This window comes from Pedobacter sp. HDW13, assembly GCF_011303555.1.
Lineage (GTDB): Bacteria > Bacteroidota > Bacteroidia > Sphingobacteriales > Sphingobacteriaceae > Pedobacter.
Map to the genome: position 1 here is coordinate 866366 of NZ_CP049868.1, position 23673 is coordinate 890038.

Annotated in this window: 12 protein-coding genes, 2 tRNA genes, 3 rRNA genes and 1 pseudogene; 11 read left to right on the forward strand and 7 right to left on the reverse strand. The window is 40.8% G+C overall.

The features are described 5' to 3' along the window. Window positions 1-2 precede the first annotated feature (2 nt). On the reverse strand, window positions 3-2849 hold the full coding sequence (locus tag G7074_RS03555) for a gliding motility-associated C-terminal domain-containing protein (RefSeq protein WP_166207025.1): 2847 nt from the start codon (window positions 2847-2849) through the stop codon (window positions 3-5). 222 nt (window positions 2850-3071) lie between these two features. Between G7074_RS03555 and G7074_RS03560 the strand changes: the two genes are divergently transcribed. The 5 genes from G7074_RS03560 to G7074_RS03580 all read left to right on the forward strand — a co-directional run bounded on the left by G7074_RS03560 (window position 3072) and on the right by G7074_RS03580 (window position 11207). After that, a complete protein-coding gene (locus G7074_RS03560; RefSeq protein ID WP_166207030.1) occupies window positions 3072-4361 on the forward strand; it encodes a folylpolyglutamate synthase/dihydrofolate synthase family protein in 1290 nt (429 codons plus the stop codon). A 69-nt stretch (window positions 4362-4430) separates the two neighbouring features. Next, complete coding sequence (pafA, locus tag G7074_RS03565; protein WP_124562181.1) at window positions 4431-6089, forward strand: alkaline phosphatase PafA; 1659 nt, start codon at window positions 4431-4433, stop codon at window positions 6087-6089. A gap of 204 nt (window positions 6090-6293) precedes the next feature. Beyond that, the gene (locus G7074_RS03570) at window positions 6294-6665 is read left to right on the forward strand and encodes a VOC family protein (RefSeq protein ID WP_124562182.1); all 372 of its coding nucleotides are present in this window, start codon (window positions 6294-6296) and stop codon (window positions 6663-6665) included. Between the two features lie 223 nt (window positions 6666-6888). Next, window positions 6889-10284, forward strand: coding sequence for a methylmalonyl-CoA mutase family protein (locus tag G7074_RS03575; protein ID WP_166207033.1), 3396 nt, complete (start codon window positions 6889-6891; stop codon window positions 10282-10284). Then, the gene (locus tag G7074_RS03580) at window positions 10284-11207 is read left to right on the forward strand and encodes an MBL fold metallo-hydrolase (RefSeq protein WP_124562184.1); all 924 of its coding nucleotides are present in this window, start codon (window positions 10284-10286) and stop codon (window positions 11205-11207) included. The genes G7074_RS03575 and G7074_RS03580 overlap by 1 nt, the downstream gene beginning before the upstream one ends. A 64-nt stretch (window positions 11208-11271) precedes the next feature. Here G7074_RS03580 and G7074_RS03585 read toward each other — a convergent pair whose 3' ends face one another. The 6 genes from G7074_RS03585 to G7074_RS03610 all read right to left on the reverse strand — a co-directional run bounded on the left by G7074_RS03585 (window position 11272) and on the right by G7074_RS03610 (window position 17947). Then, window positions 11272-12252: an acyl-ACP desaturase gene (locus G7074_RS03585; protein ID WP_124562185.1), complete on the reverse strand. Its 981-nt coding sequence runs from the start codon at window positions 12250-12252 to the stop codon at window positions 11272-11274. A gap of 391 nt (window positions 12253-12643) precedes the next feature. Next, a 5S ribosomal RNA gene (gene rrf / locus G7074_RS03590) occupies window positions 12644-12755 on the reverse strand. Window positions 12756-12837: 82 nt separating this feature from the next. Then, window positions 12838-15713, reverse strand: a 23S ribosomal RNA gene (locus G7074_RS03595). Between the two features lie 364 nt (window positions 15714-16077). After that, window positions 16078-16153, reverse strand: a tRNA-Ala gene (locus G7074_RS03600). Between the two features lie 17 nt (window positions 16154-16170). Further along, window positions 16171-16245: transfer RNA gene (locus G7074_RS03605), tRNA-Ile, on the reverse strand. Window positions 16246-16428: 183 nt separating this feature from the next. Continuing rightward, window positions 16429-17947, reverse strand: a 16S ribosomal RNA gene (locus G7074_RS03610). Together the 16S, 23S and 5S rRNA genes with 2 tRNA genes alongside form the textbook arrangement of a ribosomal RNA operon. A gap of 1214 nt (window positions 17948-19161) precedes the next feature. Here G7074_RS03610 and G7074_RS03615 point away from each other — a divergent pair. From G7074_RS03615 to G7074_RS03640, 6 genes and pseudogenes are all read left to right on the forward strand, one after another. Beyond that, window positions 19162-20097, forward strand: a complete 936-nt coding sequence (locus G7074_RS03615; RefSeq protein ID WP_124560931.1) for an outer membrane protein assembly factor BamD — start codon at window positions 19162-19164, stop codon at window positions 20095-20097. Window positions 20098-20100: 3 nt separating this feature from the next. Continuing rightward, a complete protein-coding gene (locus tag G7074_RS03620) occupies window positions 20101-20427 on the forward strand; it encodes a DNA-directed RNA polymerase subunit omega (RefSeq protein ID WP_025145617.1) in 327 nt (108 codons plus the stop codon). Window positions 20428-20504: 77 nt separating this feature from the next. Beyond that, window positions 20505-21700 (forward strand): annotated as a pseudogene (coaBC, locus tag G7074_RS03625) (bifunctional phosphopantothenoylcysteine decarboxylase/phosphopantothenate--cysteine ligase CoaBC). Then, the gene (locus G7074_RS03630) at window positions 21697-22593 is read left to right on the forward strand and encodes a DUF4835 family protein (protein WP_124560932.1); all 897 of its coding nucleotides are present in this window, start codon (window positions 21697-21699) and stop codon (window positions 22591-22593) included. Before coaBC ends, G7074_RS03630 begins: the two are co-directional and overlap by 4 nt. 270 nt (window positions 22594-22863) lie before the next feature. Beyond that, window positions 22864-23235 carry a BlaI/MecI/CopY family transcriptional regulator gene (locus tag G7074_RS03635; RefSeq protein ID WP_124560933.1) on the forward strand — a complete coding sequence of 124 codons (372 nt, stop codon included), beginning with the start codon at window positions 22864-22866 and terminating at the stop codon, window positions 23233-23235. Window positions 23236-23329: 94 nt separating this feature from the next. Beyond that, complete coding sequence (locus tag G7074_RS03640) at window positions 23330-23653, forward strand: hypothetical protein (protein ID WP_166207036.1); 324 nt, start codon at window positions 23330-23332, stop codon at window positions 23651-23653. Window positions 23654-23673: the final 20 nt, after the last annotated feature.

Consider the following 23673-nt stretch of genomic DNA (forward strand, 5'->3'; position numbering starts at 1 on the left):
ATTTATCTGATTAAAGTTACTGATCCTTTTTTGATGATTTTTTTATTCTCCTGGGTGGTAAAAGATGCAACCCAAAAATACGTACCTACAGGAGCTGGTTCTCCTTTAAAATCACCATTCCAGGCATCATATAATTTATTTGACGAAAAAATAATTGCTCCTCTCCTATCAAAAATCTGCATTTGAAAATTAAAAGCTCTGCTCCCTTCTTTTGCCTTAAAGTTATCATTTACACCATCAAAATTTGGGCTAAATGCTGTTGGAAATGAAATATCGTTACAAGCTTCAGTTTCCAGAGCAACATTGAGTTCATCAACAATACATCCATTTAACTTGAGAATAGAGAATGAATAGTTTCCCTCATAAAGACCAGAAAAAACGTAATTACCGGGATAAACCACCCCATTATATCTAATATTATAATCTGCCGAACGCTTTCCTATAGAAAATGATATCTCACCAGTTAAATCGCAAACAGGATTCCTGGCATTAACGATAGTAATTGGCTTTGTTAACGAATAATCAGGCACTACAACCGTTCGGTACGCAGATGGTGCACCTCCTGAAGCTTTTACTTCAATTTCGTAAATACCAACATCAAGCATATTAAAAACTCCGGTATTGTTCGAAATAGAATTATTAAGCGTAAATGTATAAGTTTCGGGAATTGGCGGACAGTTAACTTTTAGAAAAGCTTTCCCCAGAACATTACATTCAGGCATAATTTCAATGTTACTAATTATAATTGGACAGGGTTCATATACCAATTTCTTATTTAACTCATCAACTATGCAACCATTAAGTTTTAATATTGTAAAATTATAATCTCCTTCAATTAAATCAGAAAAAACGTGGCCGCCCGGATAAATTGCCTCTTTATATTTTATATTATAATCAGCAGTGTTGTTACCAATAGAAAACGAAATTTCACCTTTACGCTCGCAAGCAGGGTTTTTAGCATTAATTTTGGAAACAGGTTTACTTAAAGAATAATCGGGTACTACTACTGTTCTATTAACTGAGCTTGCACCACCAGATGCTTTAACCTCAATTGTATAACTACCTGGGTCAAGCATATTAAAAGTACCTGTACTATTTGATACCGAATTATTAAGGGTAAATGTGTAGGTTTCAGGAATTGACGGGCAATTAATTTTAATAAATCCTTTACCTAAAACATTACATTCTTGCAGGATTTCGATATTATTTATTACAATTGGGCAGGGTTCATATACCAATTCTACATCAAACTCATCAATTAGACAGCCCACTTTACTAAGAACAGTGAAATGATATTTACCTATCTCGAGGTTATTAAATGTATAATCGTATGGTAAAATGTCATTTTTAAGCTTAATTTGATAATTGTCACTACCAGTGAAAGAATTAAACTGGATACGCCCCTTACTGGCGCAGGCAGGATTAATTTTGACGAAAGAAAAATTTGGCTGCAGCTGCTTATAATCAGGTACGATTACATTGGTTTCAAATACATCTTCGTCAGAACTAATTTTAACCTGATAAGAGCCCGCAACTAAATTTTTAAATACCCCGGTTACATTACTAATGCTATTATTTAAAGTATAGGTATAAGCAGCGGTATGCGCCTTAGTTAAGATATTGATGATTCCCTGATGAAAAACATCGCATTGTTGCACCACATCAACCCTATCAAATTGAATTTTACACTGATCCCGTCCAACGGCAATATCCTGTTCATCAACCTTACATCCATATTTATTTACAATTTCGAAATGATTTGATTTGCCAATCAACAAATTAGAAAAGGTATTGTTAAATGGATATAATTTCCCACTATACCTGATTTGATAGCTGCTATTCTGTTCGGGCGTACTAAAAGTAATTTCACCAGGGGTTTCGCAAAGCTGATTTTTGATCTGCCAACTATAAACCGGTTTTATCAAGCTCATTTCAGGCACATCAATTGTTGTTGTATACGAATCCGATGCAGAATTTATAGAAAGCGTATACTGTCCTTTGGGCAAGCCGGTAAATTTACCAGTGCTATTAGAAACACCATTTAATGTATAAGTAAAATCTTCAATATGTGGTGCCGTACTGATATCAACATTTGCAGTATTACCAGAAATACAATCCTGATAAATATCAATTTTCTCCAATTCTATCCCGATAATACTGCCATCTTCCACCATACTGGCAGCATCCAAAACATTAAATGGAAGTTTCCCGACTACACCTACCATTTTTTGATTCTCTATGTCAAATTCTATAATATCTGTTTGTGAATTACCTACATTCGATAATCCATAAACAGTATTTTTCCTTGTGCCTGTTGAAACACTTACAATTCCATAAAGGAATAAATCTCCAGGTAAAGGGATATGGAGTGTGCTTTTATTAGGCTGTTTAAGGTTCACCTTAACTATCCCCTGAGTGGTGGCCATATAGAGTTCTTTTTTATAAAAACAGATATCACCGCTAGGTAAATAATTAAGTGGCCCTAATATGTCTGTTTTTCCTGTGTTAACATCAGCCTCAAATAAAAAAGTTGAGCAATAATATAATTTGTTATTATAACCGAGTGTTAGGGAATTTGAAAAAGCCATGCTTGGAAATAATCTTCTACAATTTTCCAGGCTGTTTTCTTTCATGTTTGCAGTGTAGATTTCAGAATCTCTCAACCAAAATAAATTATCTTTATTCATTGCTATGGAAAAGAACTTGTCGCCTGTTAAACATTCCTGTATTTTAGTATACTTTACTCCTTCATTTGTAAGCTCAACCTTATAAATATAACTCCCGCCTGGAACATATAAAGGATTAATTAAAGAACTAACGTAAAAGGTTTGTGCCAAGAGTTTAGACACAAATAAAGATAATACTAGAAGCGTTAAACTGATTTTTTTAATCACTATAATGAGAATCGTTAGATAATCAACAAATATAATCAGATATTATTCAAAACTTCAGGTTTTAAATAATGAGTCATATAATATCTTTATTCTGTTTATAACGTCTTTTATAATTTAGTATAATCTTCATTATTTCATTTCAGAATAGCAATACTCAGCTTATATTTGACCTGTAATATGAACTACCAACAAACACTCGATTATTTATACAGTAAACTGCCCATGTTTACACGTGTAGGTGCTTCGGCCTTTAAAAAAGATTTAACCAATACCATCATTTTCTGCGAAGCTTTAGGAAATCCACAACATCAGTTTAAAAGCATACATGTAGGTGGTACCAATGGCAAGGGCTCAACCTCGCATATGCTGGCATCTGTTTTACAGGCGCAAGGTTATAAAACAGGTTTATACACTTCACCGCATTTAAAAGATTTTCGCGAGCGGATCCGGATCAATGGAAAAATGATCAGTAAAACGGAAGTGATTTCGTTTGTTAAAAATCAGCAAAAACTGATTGAAAAGGTCGAACCTTCGTTTTTTGAAGTCACTGTTGCCTTAGCCTTCGATTGTTTTGCCAGACATCAGGTAAATATCGCAATCATTGAAGTAGGTTTAGGCGGCCGCCTCGATTCGACTAATATCATCAATCCGCTTATTTCGGTAATTACCAATATCAGTTTAGACCACACCAACATGCTGGGCAATACCCTGACCGAAATTGCAAGTGAAAAGGCGGGAATAATTAAAAAAAACACACCAGTTGTAATTGGCGAAACCCATCCCGAATCGGCTCCGGTTTTCGAAAAAAAGGCAGAGCAAGAAAATGCTCCAATTATTTTTGCTGACGTAGTTTTAAGGGCGCAGAATTTTAAAATCAAAAACAATAAACTTTCGTTGTCAGTTTATCAGGGAGAGGAAATCAAATATAAAAACCTACAAAGCGACCTCACTGGTATTTACCAGCACAAAAATATTTTAACCGTTTTAGAAACACTAGCTGTGCTTAATGAGAAAACGGAAATCAAAACTGATGAAGCCAGTATTTTTAAGGGAATAAGTCAGGTTAAAAAACAGACAGGCCTACAGGGGCGTTGGCAAACACTAAGTAAAAACCCTTTGGTAATCTGCGATACCGGGCATAATGAAGCCGGAATTAACGAGGTAATCAAAAACATCAGCCAAACGCCTTATCAAAACCTCCATATCGTTTTCGGAATGGTTAAAGACAAGGATATTTCTAAAGTTTTATCGCTAATGCCTAAAAATGCTACTTATTATTTTTGTAAGCCCGATTTGGAACGGGGTTTAGCAGCCAGTGATCTTGCTGCACAGGCGGCTGTATTTAACTTAAAAGGAAATACCTATTCTTCGGTAACTGAAGCCAAAGCAACAGCCATTCAATCGGCAGGTGCAAAAGACCTGGTTTATATTGGTGGAAGCACATTTGTGGTGGCCGAAGCGATATAAAATCTTTACAAAAAGTTCAAAATATCTTCATTCAAAAATGGTTACTTTAGCCGCATTAATAAAAATAAAATGAGAAAAATTCCTTGTCTGATCTTTTCAGTTTCTATTCTTTCTATTTCAATTGCTTTCGGGCAATCTAAAAAGGTAACACCCGCATCAGCTAAAGCATTTCCAGCCGAAGTAGCCCGCCCTAAACTGGTGGTTGGCCTGGTAGTAGATCAAATGCGTTGGGATTATCTGTACCGCTTTTACAACCGTTACACCAATGGTGGATTGAAAAGATTAGTAAACGAGGGTTTCTCAGTCGAAAATACATTTATTCCCTATACGCCAACCTATACTGCTTGTGGTCATACTTGTATTTATACTGGTTCTGTACCAGCTGTACATGGTATTATTGGTAACGATTGGTACGATCCGGAAACCAAAAAGAACGTTTATTGTACCGAAGATTCGACTGTAACTACGGTTGGTAGCACACCTTCATCAGAAGGAAACATGTCGCCAAAAAATATGTTAACCACCACCATTACCGATGAGTTGAGGTTAGCCACTAATTTTAAAGGGAAAGTAATCGGTATTTCCTTAAAAGACAGAGGTTCTATCCTTCCTGCTGGCCATGCTGCAAATGCAGCTTACTGGTACCAGGGCAGTACCGGCAACTGGATTACCAGTAGCTATTACATGAAAGAAGTGCCAACCTGGATTGCCGATTATAACAAATTAAAACTGGCCAATAAGTTTTATACCAAAAACTGGGAAACACTATACCCGATTAACACTTACGTAAACAGTACTGCTGATGCCAAAGAATATGAAGGCAAAAACAATACGTTCCCGCACCAGTTAACCCAAAATATCGATAAAAACTTCGATGCGATTAGAAGTACGCCTTACGGTAACACCATTACTTTAGATTTGGCTAAATTGGCTATTTTATCAGAAGATTTAGGTCAGGATAATATTACCGATTTCTTAGCTGTTAGTTGCTCTTCTACCGATTATGTTGGTCACGCTTACGGTCCTAACTCTATTGAAGCAGAAGATACCTACCTGCGTTTAGATAAGGACATTGAAGAATTCTTTAACTATCTGGATAAAAAAGTAGGTAAAGGCAGCTATACTGTATTCTTAACTGCCGATCACGGTGCTGCACATGTTCCGGGCTTTATGCAAGAAAACAAAATGCCTTCTGGTATTGTAAGCGACAGAGACATTGCCAATAAATTAAATACTTATCTGAACGATAAATTCAAAGTTAACAATGTGGTTTTAAGATCGATGAACAACCAGATCATTTTCGACCACGCTAAAACAGATAAAGCGTCAGTGAATTTCGACGTGATCAAATCAGCATCAGTTGAATTCTTAAAAACTTTAGACGGCTTTCAGAATGCAGTAGATATTGCAAACATTTCGCAAAGCACACTTCAGGAGATTCAGAAAAAGATGATCACCAATGGATATAACGCACGCAGAAGTGGAGATATTTATTACGTTTTGCAACCAAACTGGTTTAATGGCGGCAGCACCGGTACTACTCATGGTAACTGGAACCCATACGATTCGCATATTCCACTTGTGTTTATGGGCTGGGGAATTAAACCAGGTGCGACCAATAAAACACACTACATGACTGATATTGCACCCACACTGGCTGCTCTACTCCATATCCAAATGCCAAACGGAACAGTAGGAGAACCAATAACAGAAATAACCAATAAATAATTCAAAGAAAACTATGCCCACCAGCATAGTTTTTTTTTATTTATAGGTAATCGTCACCCCCATCCGATAGTTATCGGATTTCCGCCCGGCCGGTCGGATGGGTATTTCAAGGTCTCCATCTTTCTGGTTGGTTCTAACGCTAAAATAGTTCTTCTTATCTCTAACCTGGCATTAAAAATCAACTTCATTTTTTTATCTTAGAAAATGTCAAAATACACCGCCACCAAACTTACCCCCATGCTCGAATCGCATGATATGCCTGCAACGCTAAAATTTTATACCGAAATTCTAGGTTTCACTTGTGCTACAAAATTTGATGATCTGAGTTGGTTTTGCGTCACTAAAGATGAGATAGAGATCATGTTCAGCATGCCCAATGCACACCGCAATATGCCTAAAGCAGTGATGAGCGGCTCACTTTATATCAAAACAAACGAAGTTGAATTACTTTGGGAAAATTTAAAAGATCAATGCGACATTTGCTATCCTATCGAAGATTTTGAATTCGGTATGCGTGAATTTGCTATCTACGATAATAACGGTTATCTGCTTCAGTTTGGACACGAATTGGAATAGACTAAAGGCCGTAACGGTATAGGGTATTCGCAGTTTGCGCCGCATATTTTACTACATTTGCATACCAAATATCAGTCGGAACAAGCCTGATTTAAGTCTGGAATCGTTAGTTCGGAGTCTTTAGTCAAAATCTCTCCAATACAGAACCAACTTATTGCTTATCCGGCTATTTATATGACAAACACCGGTAGATTTAAAATTACCTTTGTTTTAAATTCAATTTATGCAACAAGTAGAAATATATAAGCCCAAAAATAAAATCCGTTTTGTAACCGCTGCTTCCCTTTTCGATGGCCACGATGCAACCATTAATATCATGCGCCGTATCCTTCAATCGTCTGGTGCCGAGGTAATTCACCTGGGTCACAACCGTTCGGTTGATGAAGTGGTAAATTGCGCCATTCAGGAAGATGTACAGGGCATCGCCATGACTTCTTACCAGGGCGGGCACATCGAATATTTCAAATACATGTACGATTTGTTGCAGGAAAGAGGTTCGGGGCATATTAAGATATTTGCAGGTGGCGGAGGTGTAATTTTGCCTGCCGAAATTGAAGAACTTCAGGCATATGGGATTTCGAAAATCTACTCGCCAGATGATGGCCGTAAAATGGGTTTACAGGGCATGATAAACGATATGTTGGTGCAAACTGATTTTGTAACCAAAACCAGTATCACCAATGAGTTAGCAACCATACCCGCCAAAGATATTAAAGCCATAGCCGGGGCTATTACTGTTGCAGAAAATGATCCGGAAGGCGCACAAAAATTTGTTGATGAATTAAAGCGGCTATCACAAAACAATACGGCACCTATACTGGGCATTACCGGAACCGGTGGAGCCGGAAAATCTTCGCTGGTTGACGAGCTGGTACGTCGTTTTCTGGTGGAAGTGAAATATAAAACGCTGGCCATTATTTCTGTCGACCCTTCTAAGCGGAAAACCGGAGGAGCCCTACTTGGCGACCGGATCAGGATGAACGCCATCAACAACCCCAGGGTGTATATGCGCTCGCTAGCTACCAGGCAAGCCAATCTGGCATTATCTAAAAACGTGCAGGAAAGTATTGATATCTGCAAAGCTGCAGGCTACGATCTGATTATTGTCGAAACTTCAGGAATTGGCCAGTCTGATACCGAAATTACCGAACATTGTGATGTTTCATTGTACGTAATGACTCCCGAATTTGGTGCAGCTACCCAATTGGAAAAAATAGACATGCTTGATTTCGCCGATCTCGTAGCCATTAATAAATTTGATAAAAGAGGTGCCCTGGATGCGCTGAGAGATGTACGTAAACAATATAAGCGAAACCATAACATTTTCGATGCCAAGGACGATGAAATCCCGGTTTATGGCACTATGGCCTCTCAGTTTAACGATCCGGGCATGAATAACTTGTTTGTGGCCTTAATGGAACAAATAAAGGTTAAAACCGGAACTGATTTCAAAGCCAAAATGGAATTGACTACCGATCAATCCGAAAAGATTTATATCATTCCTCCCGATCGGATCCGGTACCTGGCCGAAATTGCAGAATCGAGCCAGATGTATAATGAGTGGGTAACTAAACAGGCAACCATTGCCCGCAAAATGTATCAGCTCAAAGGTGTAATTGACCTGACTAAGGAGATCAATTCTCCTCTTTTAGAGGGGTGTCCGGAGGACGAGATGTCAAGAAATTTACAGGCAACCTACACCTTTTTCGAAGAACAACTCGATGGCGAATGCAAAAGGTTATTGCGCCAGTGGCCCGATACCAAAAGTGCTTATCAGGAAGAGTTTTTCATTTATAAAGTCCGGGATAAAGAAATTAAACAGCCTTTGTTTTATGAATCACTTTCAAAGCTTCAAATCCCTAAAGTATCATTGCCACGTTATGAAGACTGGGGCGATATTTTAAGGTGGTTGCTCACCGAAAACCTGCCAGGCGAATTTCCTTACGCTGCAGGGGTATTTCCACTTAAGCGCGAAGGCGAAGACCCTACCCGCATGTTTGCAGGCGAAGGTGGTCCCGAACGTACTAATAAGCGTTTCCACTATGTTTCATTAGGTCAACCAGCGCACCGCTTATCTACCGCTTTCGATTCGGTTACCCTTTATGGCGAAGATCCCCATATCCGTCCCGATATTTATGGTAAAATAGGTAACTCCGGTGTAAGTATAGCCACTTTGGATGATGCCAAAAAATTATATTCAGGCTTCGATCTCTGTGCACCTTCTACTTCGGTATCGATGACAATTAATGGACCTGCGCCCATGTTACTGGGCTTTTTCATGAACGCTGCCATCGATCAGCAATGTGAAAAATACATTATCGAAAATGGATTGGAAAAAGAAGTTGAAGCTAAAATTACGGCCATTTATAAAGCCAAAAATGCTGATAAACCAGCTTATAATGGTACTTTGCCGCAAGGAAACGATGGTTTAGGTCTGATGCTTTTGGGCGTAACAGGCGATCAGGTGTTGCCTGCAGATGTGTATGCACAAATAAGGGCTAAAGCTATCAGCTCGGTGCGCGGAACCGTTCAAGCCGATATTTTAAAAGAAGATCAGGCACAAAATACCTGTATTTTTTCTACCGAATTTGCTCTAAGGATGATGGGTGATATTCAGAAATATTTCATTGATGAAAAAGTACGAAACTTCTATTCAGTATCCATTTCAGGTTACCACATTGCCGAGGCTGGGGCCAATCCCATCTCGCAACTGGCTTTTACGTTGAGTAATGGCTTTACCTTTGTTGAGTATTATTTAAGTAGGGGGATGCATATTGATGATTTTGCACCTAACCTCTCTTTCTTTTTCTCTAATGGTATCGATCCTGAATATGCCGTGATTGGTCGTGTGGCACGTAGAATTTGGGCAAAAGCCATTAAAAACAAATATAAAGGGAATGATCGTTCGCAAAAACTGAAATACCACATTCAAACTTCAGGTCGTTCATTACATGCTCAGGAAATTGATTTTAACGATATCCGTACCACTTTACAAGCATTATATGCCATTTACGACAATTGTAATTCGCTTCACACCAATGCTTACGACGAAGCCATTACTACACCTACCGAAGAATCGGTAAGAAGGGCAATGGCCATTCAATTAATCATAAACCGTGAGTTAGGTCTGGCCAAAAATGAAAATCCATTACAAGGGGCTTTTATTATCGAAGAGTTAACTGATTTGGTAGAAGAAGCTGTACTGACAGAATTTAAGCGCATTAACGATCGTGGTGGTGTTTTAGGAGCTATGGAAACCATGTATCAACGTGGAAAAATACAAGAAGAAAGCCTGTACTACGAAACGCTGAAACATACAGGTGAATATCCGATTGTTGGTGTAAATACTTTCTTAAATAAAAATGGCTCACCTACTATTGTTCCCGGCGAAGTGATCAGGGCTACCGAAGAAGAAAAACAGTTTCAGATTTCTACTTTAGAAAAGTTTCAGCAACGCAATAATGATAAAGCTGCCAGTTTATTGAAACAGTTACAAAAATCCGCTGTTGCCGGTGATAATATCTTCGAACAGTTAATGGAAGTATGTAAAATCTGTTCATTAGGGCAAATTAGCAACGCCCTTTACGAAGTTGGCGGACAATACAGGAGAAACATGTAATGAAAAGATTAAGCTTTCTACTCGCATTTTTATTTGCTGCAAATACTTGGGCTGCGACATTACCTCAAACCACATACATTATCGCTTTAGGCATTGCGCAAGATGGTGGCTACCCACACATGGGCTGCCAGAAAAACTGTTGTAAAATGGCCTGGGCAAATCAAAAAATGAGAAAACAGGTTGTTTCGCTTGCCCTGGTCGATCCCGTTAATAAAAAATGGTGGTTGTTCGAAGCTACGCCCGATATTAAACAACAGTTGCAACACTTTAAGTCGCAAACCAATAACGTCTATCCTTACCTGCCCGAAGGCATATTTATTACCCATGCCCATATTGGTCATTATACCGGCTTAATGGAGTTTGGTCGCGAAGTAATGGCTACCAATAGTTTAAAAGTGTACCTATTACCTAAATTAAAAGCCTTTCTGGAGCAAAATGGCCCATGGAGCCAACTTGTTAAGTTAAACAACATCAATATAATTGGACTTACAGCCGATCAACCCATTGTTGTTTCCAATAATACAGTAACCGCATTTACAGTTCCTCACCGTGATGAATTTTCGGAAACTGCTGGCTTTAAAATTATTACACCTACTAAAAAATATCTCTTTATTCCTGATATCGATAAGTGGAGCAAGTGGAATAAAAATATTATAACAGAAGTTAAAAATGTTGATGTAGCCATGGTCGACGCTACCTTTTATAGCAATACCGAACTCGCCAACCGGGCAATTGCCGAAGTACCTCACCCTTTGGTTGCAGAAACAATAGATCTATTTAAAAACGAAACACCTGCAGTAAAGCGTAAAATATATTTTATCCATTTCAATCATACCAACCCACTACTTTGGAGCGCTCAGGCACAACAAGCTTTACAAAATAAAGGCTTTAACCTGGTTAAGCAAGATCAAGTTTTTTATTAACCACAAATAAAAAAACCTGCTGCTATAGGCAACAGGTTTTAAAATATTGTAAAATCAGTGATGCTTATCCCGCAATCCAGCTAAACTTATAATCAATAGTAGGATTTTTCATTCTTTCTGCTACACGCAATAAACGCGAAGGTAAAGCCATAATATAATCACGTGCTTTTTCTCCAGCCTCATTTAAATCGCGCATACCTTCAATTTTCCAGTCAACAATTAACTGCTGCATAATGTCAACATAATCAATTGCTGTGTAAACGCCTAAACGTTGCGCAGCATCAGTAAAATGGCCAAAGGTTTGGCCAATTTTTAAACCAACTTCGCGTAAAAAGTGTGCAGGCATTACAATTTTCTGGCGCATCATATCCTCAAAAGCCAACATCGCTTCATTTGGATCAACCTCAAAAATACGGCTCATAAAATCTTTATAAGCTTTTGCGTGTCTTGCTTCATCAGAAGCAATTACACCACACATTTTTGACAGTAAAGTATCTCCATCTTTTTTGGCTAACGAAGCTACCCTTCTGTGCGAGATATTGGTTGCCATCTCCTGAAAAGAAGTATAAACAAAATTGCGGTATGGATCATGTCCGGTACCAATGTCGAAACCATCAGCAATCAGGTATTGCGTTGAGATTTCCATCTGGCGCATATCTACCCTACCCGATAGGTACAAATATTTATTTAATAAATCACCATGGCGGTTTTCCTCAGCAGTCCAGTGCCTGTTCCACTTCATCCATCCACCATCTTCTTTCATACTTGGTCCTTGCACCATCGCTAACCACGATTCATAAGTAGGCAAAGCCTCTTCAGTAATCGTATCGCCAATTAATACCGCTACAAGATCGTACGAAAGATCTTTTGCATTATCTCTTAGTATTCTTATATCTTGATAAAATGTATCACTTGTAGAATCAGGTAGAAAGTCAGATGGCTGCCAGTTGGTATCGATCGGTTTAAGATAGGTATCCATCATCTCCAGCATATACTGTTCTATATGCACCATCACTTCCCTTCTTTTATCTGCAAAAAAACTCATTATTCGTATTTATATATTTGTTGTAAGCAAAGATAACCAAATATTACTGCAAACCTTGTGATATTAACATATTTAGCACCAAATCAGTTTTAAATCAACTTTAAATTATCAACATCATTTTAATTATCACGTTTTGTTAACAATTTGGTTGCCTCACACAATCTCCGCTTACAGTTCGATTATTTTGTTAAAACGAAATTTTACAGTTCTTTCTGTTAAGTGTTTGTAAACCTTTGATTATTATTAATCTACAACCTTTTAGCAAGAACTCTATCTTATTTGGCTAATTAACGCTTTCATACATACGGTCTTAATGGTATAAAAGCTTAAAGGAAAAATGCTATAAACGAAGAAAACCCTTTAACATTGCTGTTAAAGGGTTTCTTATAAGATTTGGCACCGACCTACTCTCCCACGTGTTACCGCAGTACCATCGGCTCTGGTGGGCTTAACTTCTCTGTTCGGAATGGGAAGAGGTGGACACCACCGATATAGGCACCTAAATTTCTTTAGATAAGCTATCTCGAGCTTAAATGACATATTATTGAAAGAAGTTAGTTTGAAGAACAAACAACAGTCTGTTTGCTTTGAAAGCTTCGGATGATTAGTACTACTCGACTGTGCTGTCACCAGCTTTACATCTGTAGCCTATCAACGTAGTAGTCTGCTACGGTCCTATATGGAATTCTCATCTCGTGGCTAGTTTCGCACTTAGATGCTTTCAGCGCTTATCTATTCCCAGCGTAGCTACTCTGCAATGCCCCTGGCGGAACAACAGATTCACTAGAGGCTAGTCCAACCCGGTCCTCTCGTACTAAGGTCAGCCCCACTCAAAATTCCTACGCCCACAACAGATAGGGACCGAACTGTCTCGCGACGTTCTGAACCCAGCTCGCGTGCCACTTTAATCGGCGAACAGCCGAACCCTTGGGACCTTCTCCAGCCCCAGGATGTGACGAGCCGACATCGAGGTGCCAAACCTCCCCGTCGATATGAGCTCTTGGGGGAGATCAGCCTGTTATCCCCAGCGTACCTTTTATCCTTTGAGCGATGGCCCTTCCATGCAGAACCACCGGATCACTATATCCGTCTTTCGACCCTGATCGACCTGTATGTCTCACAGTCAAGCAAGCTTATGCTATTGCACTCCTCATACGGTTACCAAGCGTATTGAGCTTACCTTTGAAAGCCTCCGTTACCTTTTTGGAGGCGACCACCCCAGTCAAACTACCCATCAAACAATGTCTCCCGCTGAGCGGGATTAGACACCGAATACAGAAAGGGTGGTATTTCAACGTTGGCTCCACGACGCCTAGCGACGCCGCTTCAAAGCCTCCCACCTATCCTACACATCCTGTACCCAATGTCAATGTTAAATTGTAGTGAAGGTGCATGGGGTCTTTCCGTCCCGTTGCGGGTACCCGGCGTCTTCACCGGGACCACAATTTCACCGAGCTCATGGCTGAGACAGCGCCCAGATCGTTACACCATTCGTGCAGGTCGGAACTTACCCGACAAGGAATTTCGCTACCTTAGGACCGTTATAGTTACGGCCGCCGTTTACTGGGGCTTCGATTCAATGCTTCTCCTTGCGGATGACATCCCCTCTTAACCTTCCAGCACCGGGCAGGTGTCAGGCCTTATACTTCATCTTTCGATTTTGCAAAGCCATGTGTTTTTGTTAAACAGTCGCCTGGGCCTTTTCACTGCGGCTTACATTGCTGCAAGCGCCCCTTCTCCCGAAGTTACAGGGCCATTTTGCCGAGTTCCTTAGCCATGATTCACTCGAGCACCTTAGAATCCTCTTCCCGGATACCTGTGTCGGTTTGCGGTACGGGTTTTTATAACCTGAAGCTTAGCGGTTTTTCTTGGAAGTCTGATTACCTGCGCTATCCACTCAGCCGAAGCCTCGCGGTACTATCAGTTTTCAGCACCGTTGGCGGATTTGCCTACCATCGGTATACCTACAACCTTTAACGATCTATTCCGTCAGATCGCGGCAGTGTCACTACTCCGTCCCCACATCGCAGTTATAAAAAGTACTGGAATATTAACCAGTTGTCCATCGAATTTCCCCTTCGGGTTCTCCTTAGGTCCCGACTAACCCTGATCCGATTAGCGTTGATCAGGAAACCTTATCCTTTCGGTGGGCGGGTTTCTCGCCCGCCTTATCGTTACTTATGCCTACATTTGCTTTTCTAGAAGCTCCAGCACCCATTACCAGATACCTTCACTGCCGCTAGAATGCTCCCCTACCGATATATTTCAATCCCATAGCTTCGGTGTACAATTTAATGCCCGTTTATTATCCATGCCCGATCGCTCGACTAGTGAGCTGTTACGCACTCTTTAAATGAATGGCTGCTTCCAAGCCAACATCCTAGCTGTCTGTGCAATCGGACCTCGTTAGTTCAACTTAACTGTAACTTGGGGACCTTAGCTGATGGTCTGGGTTCTTTCCCTCTCGGCGCGTGACCTTAGCACCCCGCGCCTCACTGCCGACTATATTATATAGCATTCGGAGTTTGTCTGGATTTGGTAGGATTTGACTCCCCCGCACCCAATCAGTAGCTCTACCTCTATATAACTCAACGTCGACGCTGTTCCTAAAAACATTTCGGGGAGTACGAGCTATTTCCCAGTTTGATTAGCCTTTCACCCCTACCCACAGATCATCCGGAAACTTTTCAACGTTTATCGGTTCGGTCCTCCAGTACGTGTTACCGCACCTTCAACCTGTCCATGGGTAGATCACAAGGTTTCGCGTCTACCTCCTCTGACTATACGCCCTATTCAGACTCGCTTTCGCTTCGGATCCGTGCCTGAAGCACTTAACCTTGCCAGAGAAGAGTAACTCGTAGGCTCATTATGCAAAAGGCACGCCGTCACGCAACTTGTACGCTCCGACCGCTTGTAAGTACACGGTTTCAGGTTCTATTTCACTCCCCTGTTCGGGGTTCTTTTCACCTTTCCCTCACGGTACTGGTTCACTATCGGTCTCTCAGGAGTATTTAGCCTTACCGGATGGTGCCGGCAAATTCCCACAAGGCGTCTCCGACCTCGCGGTACTCAGGATACTGCTAGGCTAGCATTCTATACGTGTACTGGGCTATCACCATGTATCGCCGGGCTTCCCATCCCGTTCCACTTCTGTTTGCTAATGCCACGTTGCAGTCCTACAACCCCCACTTTGCCGTAACAAAGTAGGTTTGGGCTCTTTCCCTTTCGCTCGCCACTACTCAGGAAATCATTGTTATTTTCTCTTCCTCTGCTTACTTAGATGTTTCAGTTCGGCAGGTTTGCTCATTATATGTGACATGTCTTCAACATGCCGGGTTGCCCCATTCGGAAATCTTCGGATCAATTCCTATTTGCAAATACCCGAAGCTTATCGCAGCTTATCACGTCCTTCATCGCCTCTGAGAGCCAAGGCATCCCCGTGTACTCTTTATTACTTTCTTCTACTCATGCGCCTTTTGCGCCGCATGGTATGCTTTTTTGCTCTTGTTATGATGTCTCATACCCCTCATCTGATTGCTCATTTGAGTGGTGAGCACAAACACAACAGTCGCCTATTGTTGTTTGCTCTTCTTTTTTAACTTCTTCCAATATGTCAAAGAACTTTACTGAGGCTGAAAACCGAAGGTATAAAAGGCTAGGGTGTCATGTGCCCTTCCTTAAGCTTCGTATCAGCTTCGTTAGTAAAAAACTGCGGTCTCGAACCGTTTCCGATGTCCTTCTTTTGTTGTACATCAGTGCCCCATGGCGTTTCTTCTTTTCTTAATTATGTCAATGTAGACCATCAATCCTGACAGTGTCTGTATTTGGTGGAGAATAACGGAGTCGAACCGTTGACCTCCTGCGTGCAAGGCAGGCGCTCTAGCCAGCTGAGCTAATCCCCAAAAGGTTATTTTAATGTAGTCCCGTCCAGATTTGAACTGGAGACCCCTACATTATCAGTGTAGTGCTCTAACCAGGCTGAGCTACGGGACTATGGTTTAAGGCAAGCGCTTCGCAGTATATAGTACCTTACCGCTACTGCTTCCTTTGGCTTACCCCATCTTTAAGTTCCGTTAAGCTTACCTTTATAGTAGCCCACCGTTTTCTTCTGGGTGTTTCTTGTTTCTCTTGTTGTGAAATATCATGTTGCGAAGCGAGTAGGTGACGCTACTCCAGAAAGGAGGTATTCCAGCCGCACCTTCCGGTACGGCTACCTTGTTACGACTTAGCCCCAGTTACCGGTTTTACCCTAGGACGCTCCTTGCGGTTACATACTTTAGGTACCCCCAGCTTCCATGGCTTGACGGGCGGTGTGTACAAGGCCCGGGAACGTATTCACCGCGTCATTGCTGATACGCGATTACTAGCGAATCCAACTTCATGGGGTCGAGTTGCAGACCCCAATCCGAACTGTGAATGGCTTTGTGAGATTCGCATCATATTGCTATGTAGCTGCCCTCTGTACCATCCATTGTAGCACGTGTGTAGCCCCGGACGTAAGGGCCATGATGACTTGACGTCGTCCCCTCCTTCCTCTCTGTTTGCACAGGCAGTCTGTTTAGAGTCCCCATCATTACATGCTGGCAACTAAACATAGGGGTTGCGCTCGTTGCGGGACTTAACCCAACACCTCACGGCACGAGCTGACGACAGCCATGCAGCACCTAGTTTCGTGTGATTGCTCACTGATCTATCTCTAAATCATTCACTAACTTTCAAGCCCGGGTAAGGTTCCTCGCGTATCATCGAATTAAACCACATGCTCCTCCGCTTGTGCGGGCCCCCGTCAATTCCTTTGAGTTTCACCCTTGCGGGCGTACTCCCCAGGTGGAACACTTAACGCTTTCGCTTAGCCGCTGACTGTGTATCGCCAACAGCGAGTGTTCATCGTTTAGGGCGTGGACTACCAGGGTATCTAATCCTGTTTGATCCCCACGCTTTCGTGCCTCAGCGTCAATAAGACCATAGTAAGCTGCCTTCGCAATCGGTGTTCTGAGACATATCTATGCATTTCACCGCTACTTGTCTCATTCCGCCTACCTCTAGTCCATTCAAGCCCATCAGTATCAAGGGCACTGCGATAGTTGAGCTACCGTCTTTCACCCCTGACTTAACAGGCCGCCTACGCACCCTTTAAACCCAATAAATCCGGATAACGCTTGGATCCTCCGTATTACCGCGGCTGCTGGCACGGAGTTAGCCGATCCTTATTCTTCCGGTACATTCAGCTACTTACACGTAAGTAGGTTTATTCCCGGATAAAAGCAGTTTACAACCCATAGGGCAGTCTTCCTGCACGCGGCATGGCTGGTTCAGAGTTGCCTCCATTGACCAATATTCCTTACTGCTGCCTCCCGTAGGAGTCTGGTCCGTGTCTCAGTACCAGTGTGGGGGCCATCCTCTCAGATCCCTAGTCATCGTCGCCTTGGTGGGCCGTTACCCCGCCAACTAGCTAATGACACGCATGCCCATCTTTATCCTATAAATATTTGATCATTGAATAATGCTATCCTGTGATTTTATGCGGTGTTAATCCGGATTTCTCCGGGCTATCCCCTGATAAAGGTAGGTTGCATACGCGTTACGCACCCGTGCGCCACTTTCATAAAGAGCAAGCCCTTTAATCGCGTTCGACTTGCATGTATTAGGCCTGCCGCTAGCGTTCATCCTGAGCCAGGATCAAACTCTCCATTGTAAAATGTTGTTTTGATTCTGACCAGTTTTAACTATTGTTAAAAATAGTCTTCTTTTGTTTTGTCTGTTAGACATCACCTTTAAAATAAAGCTCCTTAATCATGTACTTCGACCAGTACTTCATTAAACCCGCTTTCGCTACATTGACATCTCTTTTAAGAACTTATCGGCATCACCTCGCGGTTGCCTTTCTATATATCTTCAGGGTTTGGTTTCTGCCGGTCTTATTCGTCCCGCTTTCAGTTTTCGCCTGTTTCAATCTTTTTTCGTTTGCTTTCCGCGACATCCGCCGCTCAGCTTTTTTACCCTTCCTTATCGTTGGGAGTGCAAAGGTAGGAATCTTTTTTTAACTTCCAAATAAAATAATTTTTATTTTTTCGTTTTATTTTTTCCTGCTTCCCACTATTTCAAGTGCCGGTTTTATCCAGCTTCCCTCTCCTTCAGGAGCGGGCTGCAAAGGTAACAATCTTTTTCCTTCATGCAAGCTTTATTTTAAAATAAATCTCGCCCCATCCTCACCATTGTACGCTTTTCAACTAATCCCCTCTCCTTCCGAGCGGGTTGCAAAGGTAGGAAAAATTATAACCCGCACAAATCCTTTTATCGATTTTTTATGGAGTTTATGCTAACTTAATGGTTTACAGCAGGAAATAATATTATAAGTAGTGGAATAGTTGGCGCTTTGGCTGACTGGTAAAGGTTTGCAAGCCGCTTTTTAACTACAGAGGGCGCGAAGAAAAGCACAGAGCACGCAAAGCCATCTCCACTATTATAGGCGCTTAGCTCCATGCACTATGCTTTTTTTCATCATTAAGCAGTTAAGGAAATTAAGGTCTGAAGGCGGTTTTTGCTTTTTGCGTGCTATGATGACCTGTCTTGCACCGCCCCAACCACCTAAACCTGGCCGGAGTGAAAAACCCACATCCCGATATTTCAATCGGGAGAGGATTTGAAGCAAAGGACGAGAACATACCTATATAGTAGTACAGGCATTTATTAGTAGTACAGACATTGCTTTTCAAATAAAGGAAAATGAATTATACTATATAAAGCATATATAAAAGCAATACCTGAAAAGAATAAGCTACCGCATTACGAACCACACTATATATATGTTAAAAATTGTTAACTCTTTATTTGTACTGAATTGCTTTGCATAGCTTAGTGGCGAATTGTTTTTATTGATGTTATCGTATTATTAATTATCTTTGCAGAATGTTTAAAGTTAAACACTTAATTATTTTAGTATTTGTTGCCGCTTTGGGTGTGGCGGGTTGTAAAAGTCGTTTCGAGAAATTGAGGGCGAGTAACGACGTAGGTAAAAAATACCAGGAGGCGCTTCGTTTGTATAATAAAAGGGATTACAGTAAAGCATTGGTGCTTTTTGAGGACCTTTCTCAGAAATACCGTGGCCGTGCAGAAGCTGAAGATCTGAACTACTATTATGCTTATACCTTATATAGATTAAGTGATTATACTACAGCCAGATACCAGTTTAAAAGCTTTGCAGATACTTATCCTGCAAGTAAAAATGCTGAAGAGGCAAGGTATATGGGCGCTTATTGCTACTATTTAGAATCGCCGAATTTCTCTTTAGACCAGGAAAACACTTATAAGGCGATTGATGCTTTGCAGCTTTTTATCAACTTATATCCTACCAGCGACCGTGCAGCTGCTGCCGGCAAGTACATTGCCACTTTAAGGGGTAAACTGGAAGATAAGGCTTTTGAAAATGCTAAAATGTATTTAACTACCGGTCCTAGTAATATCGATAATTACAGAGCTGCAGTTATTGCTTTAAAAAATGCGCAAAGAGATTACCCGGATATTAAATATGCCGAGGAAATGGATTTCCTAATGATTAAGGCACAATATTTATATGCTAAAAACAGTTTGGTTTATCGCCAGGAAGACCGTTACAATGAAGCTTTGGCTTTATATACTGAGTTTACCGAAAACCATCCTGAAAGCCAATATACCAAAGATGCCAAACAACTGAAAGATGATGTTGAAGCAGGTATTGTGACTACCAAACAAGAAATTGCCTTGTATAATACTGAACAGGAAAAATACAAGAAAATGCTGATCAGAGCTGGTAAAATAAAAGATACCACTGCTGCAACAAATAAAACGGATATTAAAAACAAGTAATACATGAATACTAACAAACCTGCTGTACCAAACACTACAGTTACCAGAAACGTACACGATTTAGATAAAACTACAGATAACTTATACGAATCTTTAGTTGTAATTGCTAAAAGAGCAAATCAGATTTCGAACAACGTTAAAGAGGAGTTACACGGTAAATTAGCAGAATTTGCATCGAGCAACGATAATTTGGAAGAAATTTTCGAAAACCGCGAGCAAATTGAAATCAGCAAGCATTACGAACGTATGCCTAAGCCTGTTTTAGTTGCTATTGATGAATTTTTGAACGAGAAAATTTATCACAGGAATCCTGCTAAAGAACAAAAGTAAAAGCATTGCGCATAGCGTTTAGAGCAAAGCGTTTTTAGCATTACGCTCTATGCTCCATGCCCTATGTACTCTGCATTATGCTAAAAAATAAAAATATAATCCTTGGCGTTTGCGGCAGCATCGCAGCATATAAATCGGCCTTTCTGGTTCGGTTGCTTGTAAAAGCTGGTGCAAACGTAAAGGTTATCCTTACCCCTGATGGTGCTAATTTCATAACACCACTTACCCTTGCTACGCTTTCTAAAAACCCCGTTTATACCCAGTATTTCGAAGAGGAAACCGGTGTATGGAGCAATCATGTAGAATTGGGCCTATGGGCCGATCTGATCATCATTGCCCCATTAGCGCCAATACCCTGGCCAAACTGGCTACCGGAATTTGCGACAATCTGCTAACTGCAGTTTACCTTTCGGCGAAATGCCCGGTTTATGTTGCCCCGGCAATGGATTTAGACATGTGGAAACACGAAAGCACACAGGCCAACATTGCAAAAATTAACAGCTACGGCAATATCGTAATTGCACCCGGAAGCGGTGAACTGGCCAGCGGTTTATATGGAGAAGGTCGTATGGCAGAGCCTGAAGAAATTATCTCTTTTCTGGATGAGGCGATCAAAAAATCGATGCCACTCTACGGCAAAAAAGTAATGGTAACAGCCGGACCGACTTACGAAGCAATAGATCCTGTTCGTTTTATAGGCAACCATTCCTCAGGTAAAATGGGTTTTGCCCTGGCAGATGAACTGGCCAGACTAGGTGCTGATGTAACTTTAATAGCAGGACCAACAGCTCAAAAATCGAGTCAAACTGTAAAAAGGACAGATATAGTAAGTGCACAACAAATGTACGACGCTTGCTTATTGGTATTCCCTGAAACTGATATTACCGTAATGTGCGCTGCCGTGGCAGACTATAGGCCAAAAACTGTAGTGGCACACAAAATCAAAAAACAAGATAGCAATCTTGTTCTCGAACTCGAAAAAACGGTTGATATACTGGCTACTCTGGGCAAAGCAAAAAACGAAAACCAGATTCTGGTTGGATTTGCTTTAGAAACCAACGATGAAGAAAATTATGCCAAAGGTAAACTGGAAAAGAAAAATCTCGATCTGGTAGTTTTAAATTCTTTAAACGATAAGGGCGCAGGTTTTAAATCAGATACCAATAAAATTACTATTTTTAACAAGGCTTTAGAACGTAGTGTTTTCGACATGAAAGCTAAAGCCGATGTTGCTAAAGATATTTGCTCAGCTATTTTAAAAATTGCAAAATGATAAAAAGGATTTTTTGGATGTTGGTATTCCTAACCGGCTTTGGTAAACTACAGGCGCAAGAATTAAATGCGCGTGTAACTGTACTGGCTCCCCAGGTGTCGAACATTAGCAGACCAACGCTTGATGCCCTTCAAAAAACAATCCGCGATTATTTAAATAATAACAAATTCAGTAACGAAGCTTACAAGCCGCAAGAGCGTATCGACTGTAGTTTCATCATCACCATCAACTCCTGGGATGGTGGATCGGGATATACGGCCGAAGCTCAGATTCAGAGCAGTCGTCCGGTTTTTAACAGTTCGTATAATAGCACCTTGCTGAACATGAGCGATAAAAACTTCGATTTCAATTATCTGGATGGCTCTACCATCGATTTTTCTGATCAGAACTATATTTCTAATATCAGTGCACTCCTCACCTACTATGCCTATACCGTTATCGGTATGGATAAAGACAGTTTTAGCAAAATGGGTGGCACTCCTTTCTATAAAAAAGCACAAAATATCATTAACCTGGCGCAGGCTTCGGGCAATACCGGCTGGAAAGCAGCTGACGGTTTACGCAACCGTTTCTGGTTTAACGAGAATGTGCTAAACCCCATTTTTAGCGAACTACGGAGCTTTATTTATAGTTACCACTTAAGCGGCCTGGATCAGTTAACAGATAACGAAAAAGGTTTGAACCAAATTGTGGCTGCCCTACCTGCCCTGCAACAAATGGATAAACAGAAACTGGGTTCTATCTTCCCTAACGTTTATTTCGCCTCAAAAGCCGAAGAAGTAACCAATGTACTGGCCAAACTGAATGTACAGGAACGTTTAAAAGCCTACAATATGCTGGCAGAAATCGATCCGGCAAACATTGGCAAATATGAAGGGTTAAAGAAAAACTAGCTTAATGGTTAATTGTTTAAATCGGTTAACCGTTTAGTAACACTTTCAACATACTAACCTTTTACCAGGCTCCTAAAGTTAAGCAATTAACCAGTTTAAACAGTTAACCTTCCACCAGATGCAACTTTCTTCCCTCACCTGCGTCTTATAATCAATTAACCCGTTTAAACACTTAACCCGGTACAATAGTTAAATTTTTGTTAAAACATTTTGATCTTACGAATATCTTCGTACATTTGATTACGAAATAATTCGTACAACCTGTAACATATGGCGAATAACAACATCAAACCAACAGAAGGCGAAATGGAAATCCTCCAGGTGCTTTGGCATAAGGGGAATGCAACGGTAAGAGAAGTGCATGAAGCATTGAACAAAAAAGACTCAGGCTACACCACTACCCTAAAGCTAATGCAGATTATGCATGAAAAAGGAATGGTAGAAAGAGATACTAACCAAAAAACACACATCTATAAAGCATTGGCTAGCCAGGATAAAACCGAAAAACAATTGGTAAACAAAATGATCGACAATGTATTTAATGGATCAGCAGCAAGATTGGTAATGCAAGCTTTGGGTAACCACAGCGCAAGTGCAGATGAGATTGATGAAATTAAAAAATATTTAGACAGCCTTAAATAAGGCCGAAAGTTGAGGGTTGAACGGTGTAGGGTATTGCTCCCTAATTGAAATGATTATTCGGGTGTAACCCGTTAAAAAAATTAAAACCACCATTATGGAAACTTTATTACAACAATTCATCAAAGCATTTGGCTGGAGTATTTTAAACTCATTGTGGCAAAGTGCTATTATTTACGGTGTGTTATTTATCGTAATGCTTAGCTTACCTAAACTGGCAGCAAAGCACAAACACAACCTAGCTTTTAGTGCCATCATCTTAATGTTTATTGGTTTTGGCTACAATTTTATTAGTCAGATGATGCTGAGCACCAATAACCAGGCACCTGCAATCAATGCACAAAATATCCAGGTTTATCAATATTTCAACAACCTGCCCCCAGCTTTAGCAGTAAGGCCGAGCAGTATTTCCCAATTGTAGTAGCCTTTTATATCATTGGG

Excerpts from the sequence above, each read along its gene's own strand:
- G7074_RS03560 (WP_166207030.1), top strand. The coding sequence starts at position 3,072 with ATGAACTACCAACAAACACTCGATTATTTATACAGTAAACTGCCCATG.
- pafA (WP_124562181.1), top strand. The coding sequence starts at position 4,431 with ATGAGAAAAATTCCTTGTCTGATCTTTTCAGTTTCTATTCTTTCTATT.
- G7074_RS03570 (WP_124562182.1), top strand. The coding sequence starts at position 6,294 with ATGTCAAAATACACCGCCACCAAACTTACCCCCATGCTCGAATCGCAT.
- G7074_RS03575 (WP_166207033.1), top strand. The coding sequence starts at position 6,889 with ATGCAACAAGTAGAAATATATAAGCCCAAAAATAAAATCCGTTTTGTA.
- G7074_RS03580 (WP_124562184.1), top strand. The coding sequence starts at position 10,284 with ATGAAAAGATTAAGCTTTCTACTCGCATTTTTATTTGCTGCAAATACT.
- G7074_RS03585 (WP_124562185.1), bottom strand. The coding sequence starts at position 12,252 with ATGAGTTTTTTTGCAGATAAAAGAAGGGAAGTGATGGTGCATATAGAA.
- G7074_RS03615 (WP_124560931.1), top strand. The coding sequence starts at position 19,162 with ATGTTTAAAGTTAAACACTTAATTATTTTAGTATTTGTTGCCGCTTTG.
- G7074_RS03620 (WP_025145617.1), top strand. The coding sequence starts at position 20,101 with ATGAATACTAACAAACCTGCTGTACCAAACACTACAGTTACCAGAAAC.
- G7074_RS03630 (WP_124560932.1), top strand. The coding sequence starts at position 21,697 with ATGATAAAAAGGATTTTTTGGATGTTGGTATTCCTAACCGGCTTTGGT.
- G7074_RS03635 (WP_124560933.1), top strand. The coding sequence starts at position 22,864 with ATGGCGAATAACAACATCAAACCAACAGAAGGCGAAATGGAAATCCTC.
- G7074_RS03640 (WP_166207036.1), top strand. The coding sequence starts at position 23,330 with ATGGAAACTTTATTACAACAATTCATCAAAGCATTTGGCTGGAGTATT.